Source organism: Flavobacterium sp. UBA5153, from assembly GCA_002413745.1.
Classification (GTDB): Bacteria; Bacteroidota; Bacteroidia; order Flavobacteriales; family Flavobacteriaceae; genus Flavobacterium.
Map to the genome: position 1 here is coordinate 1 of DHXP01000043.1, position 5,031 is coordinate 5,031.

Annotated in this window: 3 protein-coding genes; 2 read left to right on the top strand and 1 reads right to left on the bottom strand. The window is 34.4% G+C overall.

What is annotated here, in order from left to right:
* Positions 1 to 203, bottom strand: a 203-nt coding sequence (locus tag B2145_RS08880; RefSeq protein WP_291101158.1) for a magnesium chelatase domain-containing protein, incomplete at its 3' end; no start/stop codon positions are given.
* A gap of 245 nt (positions 204 to 448) precedes the next feature.
* Between B2145_RS08880 and B2145_RS08885 the strand changes: the two genes are divergently transcribed.
* Positions 449 to 3,442 (top strand): amidohydrolase family protein, encoded by a 2,994-nt coding sequence (locus tag B2145_RS08885; RefSeq protein ID WP_291101161.1) that lies wholly within the window; start codon positions 449 to 451, stop codon positions 3,440 to 3,442.
* 4 nt (positions 3,443 to 3,446) lie between these two features.
* A complete protein-coding gene (locus B2145_RS08890; protein ID WP_291101163.1) occupies positions 3,447 to 4,748 on the top strand; it encodes an amidohydrolase family protein in 1,302 nt (433 codons plus the stop codon).
* Positions 4,749 to 5,031 lie beyond the last annotated feature (283 nt).

The window sequence follows — 5,031 nt, forward strand, 5'->3', positions numbered from 1 at the left end:
GCCATATTGATGGTGATTTTCTTGCCTGGCATATTGTACCCATTATTTTTGAGTGCTGCTGCAATTCGATAACTACTTTCCTTTATGGCGTTGTCAGGTAAACCAACCAAATGGTATCCAATCCCCTTGTCTATATTTACTTCGACGGTAATTGTGGTGGCTTCGACTCCAAAAACGGCACTTCCAAAAACTTTGACTAACATACTCGCTTATTTGAATTAAAAATATAGAAAACATTTCAATAAATTGGCTATTTAATCAAAATATTTGTAATAAATTACACATTCACCCTAAATTGGTATCTATGCATAAATAATTAAAATATTGGGATAAAACTGATAAATTAGCAATTAAAATCAAAAAAAAATGTTTTTTTATAATTTTTAATATTCAATACCTTCCATTTAATATATTTAATATATTTGACGAAAATTAATTTTATATACTTATGAACAGAATTCTTCTCCTTCTCTTTTTATGGATTTTCATCCCTAAAATTAATGCCCAAGAATATTTTCCAAACAACGAAAGTGTTCAAAATAAAAACAACAATTTTATTGTTTTCACTAATGCCAAGATTTATGTCACACCAACTCAAATCATTGAAAAAGGCAGTTTACTCATTCAAAACGGAAAAGTCATTAGTGCGGGAAACAATATTACAATTCCCAAAAACTGTATGACAATAAACCTTGAAGGAAAATCAATTTATCCTTCATTTATTGATATTTACACTGATTTTGGAATTGAAAAACCTGTAAGCAGCACCAATTTTGTCAGAGGTGCTTTGTATGACACCAAACGTGAAGGTTATTATTGGAACGAAAATATCCGGTCAGAAGTCAATGCGTACGAGAATTACAAATACGACCAACCAAAAGCCGAAGAATTATTAAAGGCTGGATTTGGTGTTGTGGGAACACACGTTCAAGATGGAATTGCCCGTGGCACGGGAACTTTAATTGCTTTAAATAACAGCGATAAAAGCGCCAGATTGTTATCCAACAAAATAACCAATCATTTTGGATTCACAAGAAGTGCAACAACAAATCAAGCATACCCAAGTTCGTTAATGGGGATGATGGCTTTGCTGCGCCAAATGTATTTAGATTTGAATTGGTATAAAAACGGAAATGCAACAACCAAAGATTTGTCATTGGAAGCATTAATAAATAATGAAAAATTAGTTCAAATTTTCACCACAGAAGATAAATTGAATAGTTTAAGGGCTTCAAAAATAGGCAAGGAATTTGGCTTGAATTATGTTTTGAAAGGTGCTGGAAACGAGTTCGAAAGAATTGAAGAAATAAAAAACACGAATTCAAAATTCATAATTCCCGTAAATTTTCCTGAGGCGTATGACGTTTCAAATCCATATCAAGCCGATCAAATGGAGTTAAGTGATTTGCGTTTTTGGAATCAAGCACCAACCAACTTAAAGGTTTTGTCAGACAACAATGTTGTATTTGCTTTAACAACCGATAAATTAAAGAAATTAGAAGATTTTAGAACCAATCTTTTGAAGGCGATAAAATACGGATTTGATAAAACCAAGGCATTGGAAGCATTGACCACCATTCCCGCTTCGATACTGGGAAAAAGCAACGAAATAGGAAGTTTAAAAACCGGAAGCTTGGCTAATTTTGTTATTACATCAGGAGAAATATTTGATGAAAAAACAATTTTATTCGAAAACTGGGTTCAAGGCAATAAATTTGTTGTCAATGATATGACTGCAAAAGACGTTCGAGGCAATTATGATTTAACCATCAATAATAATTCGTATAAATGGAAAATTGGTGGTGAAATAACTGCTCCAAAATCTGAAATAACAACCGCTGACACAAAAAAAATAAAATCAAAAATTTCCGTATCCAATAATTGGATTACAGCATCCATTAAATCAAAAGACACGCTTAATGGAGGCTTCACGAGATTAACCGGTTTTATCGAAAACACGCAAAGTCTTTCTGGAAAAGCGGTTTTATCTAATGGAAACGAAGTAAAATGGTCAGCCATAAAAACTTCTCCATTTGTTGTAAAAGATTCCATCAAAGCCGAAAAGCTTAATGAAATTATTCCCGTGACTTTTCCGAACATTGCTTTTGGCAATGCTCAAAAGCCTACCCAACAAACATTATTGTTCAAAAATGCGACAGTTTGGACCAATGAAAAAGAAGGAATTCTGCAAGAAACCGATGTTTTGATTAAAAATGGAAAAATTGCCATTATCGGAAAAAATATTTCCGATGCCTCAGCCACAATCATTGATGCAAAAGGAAAACATTTAACCAGTGGAATTATTGATGAACACTCGCATATTGCCATTTCTAAAGGAGTCAATGAAGGCGGTCACAACTCCAGTGCCGAAGTTACGATTCAAGATGTGGTGAATTCTGAGGACATCAACATTTACAGAGATTTGGCCGGTGGCGTTACCACTTCTCAGCTGTTGCACGGATCTGCTAATCCAATTGGTGGCCGTTCGGCAATTGTAAAATGGAAATGGGGTTTGTCTGCAGATCAAATGTTGTACAAAAACCAACCAAAATTCATCAAATTTGCTTTGGGAGAAAATGTAAAACAAGCTAATTGGGGAAATATAAATCCAACTCGTTTTCCGCAAACTAGAATGGGTGTTGAACAAGTTTATATTGATTATTTCCAACGTGCCAAAGAATATGATGAAGTATGGAAAAAATACAATTCAAATCCTAAAAAAGACAAAACCAAAGCTCCTAGAGTTGATTTAGAATTGCAGACTTTAGCTGAAATTTTGAATAAAGAACGTTTTATTACTTGCCATTCTTATGTGCAATCGGAGATTTTAATGCTGATGGAAGTGGCAGAGAAATTCAATTTTAGAGTCAACACATTTACCCACATTTTGGAAGGTTATAAAGTGGCTGATAAAATGAAAGAACACGGCGCCGGTGCTTCAACGTTCTCCGATTGGTGGGCTTATAAATTTGAGGTGAATGATGCAATTCCTTATAATGGCCCTATTCTTCACAATCAAGGTTTAGTTGTCGCTTACAATTCTGATGACGCCGAAATGTCACGTAGATTGAATCAGGAAGCAGCAAAAGCGGTAAAATACGGAAATATTTCTGAAGAGGAGGCTTGGAAATTCGTAACCTTAAATCCTGCAAAATTGTTGCACATTGATGACAAAGTAGGAAGCATAAAAGTAGGTAAAGATGCCGACATTGTACTTTGGAACAATAATCCTTTATCTATTTATGCCAAGGCAGAAAAGACAATTATTGAAGGTGTAGTTTATTTTGATATTCAAAGAGATGAATCGCAAAGATTGGCAGTTGCCAAGGAACGAAATGAGTTAATCGGGCAATTGCTACAAGAAAAAGGCAAGGGAACGACTACCCAAGAGCCTAAAAAGAAAGAAAAAACAGAATACCATTGTGATACTTTAGAACAATAAAAAAATGAAGAACATAAATTTAATACTATTGGTATTCAGCTTATCAATATTCGCAAGAGCGCAACAGACGCCAGCAGAAAAACAATCAAAATCTATTTTGATTCTTAATGCAACAGCACATTTAGGCAACGGAAAAATAATTGAAAACAGTGTCGTCGGTTTCAAAGAGGGTAAAATTACATTAGTTGCCGACGCTAAATTAACAAAACTTTCAAAGGACGATTATGAACTCACGATTGATGCTACCGGGAAACACGTCTATCCAGGATTTATCGCGCCAAATTCCACTTTAGGATTGGTAGAAATTGATGCAGTAAAATCATCAGACGATGAAAACGAAATTGGAACCATGAATCCTCATGTAAGGAGTATTATTGCCTATACGGCAGATTCAAAAGTAATAGAAACTGTGCGCCCAAATGGTGTTTTGATGGCTCAAATCACGCCACGTGGCGGAAGAATTTCAGGAACGTCATCGATTGTACAACTGGATGCTTGGAACTGGAAGGACGCTTTGATAAAAGAAAACGACGGCATCCATCTGGACTTTCCCCTCATTTATAAAAAAACCGGCTCAAAATTCGAGCCTGGGACGGTTGATTTAAATAAAGATTACATTAAGCAAATTGAAGAAGTTGCTGTTTTCTTAACCAATTCAAAAACTTATTTGGCGGGAGATTCTAAAGAAAGGAATTTAATTTTTGAAGCCATGAAAGGAATTTTTGATGGTACCCAAACTTTATTTATACATGCCGACATTGAGAAGCAAATCATTGATGCTGTTCAATTAGCCAAAGAAAAGGGTGTCAAAAAAATGGTAATTATTGGTGGATTTGAAGCCTATAAAACTGCTGATTTATTGCAGAAAAACAATATCGGAGTCCTATTGAGACGGGTGCATGACATGCCGGAAAAAGATGATGAGGATGTTGATTTACCCTATAAAATGGCAAGACTTTTAACTGACAAAGGAATTGTTGTTGGACTTGAAAATAGTGGAGCAATGGAACGTATGAGTACTAGAAATTTACCTTTTTTGGCAGGAACTTGTGCTGCTTACGGATTAGATAAAGAGCAGGCCCTGCAATTAATCACGTCTAATACTGCTAAATTATTAGGCATTGATAATCAATGTGGCACATTGGAACAAGGGAAAGATGCTACTTTATTTATTTCGGAAGGAGATGCTCTGGATATGAGAACCAATAAATTGACCAATGCATTCATTCAAGGAAGAATGATTAATCTGGAGACACATCAAAGTCAGCTTTATAATAAATACAAGAAAAAATACAATCAACAATAATATAATAAATTATGATGTTTCCAATGTTATTTCAGACAACACATTGGAAGTTTATAAAACAATAGAACCAATCTGTTTTAAAACATTGTCATCTGACAAATCCTAAAAAAAAAGATACAGATTTATTAGAAAAAAAATTAAACAGTCGCAGGAACGTTCCTGCGACTGTTTTTTTGTTTTACGGATTTCAATTTTTCGTATTCTTGATCCATTTAATACCGCTAGTTATTTCAAATTAGTCCAATAAAAATTGAACTAAATGAAATATACAGCGGCATTATAC

Coding starts and splice junctions, on each gene's coding strand:
- B2145_RS08885 (WP_291101161.1), top strand. CDS start 449: ATGAACAGAATTCTTCTCCTTCTCTTTTTATGGATTTTCATCCCTAAA.
- B2145_RS08890 (WP_291101163.1), top strand. CDS start 3,447: ATGAAGAACATAAATTTAATACTATTGGTATTCAGCTTATCAATATTC.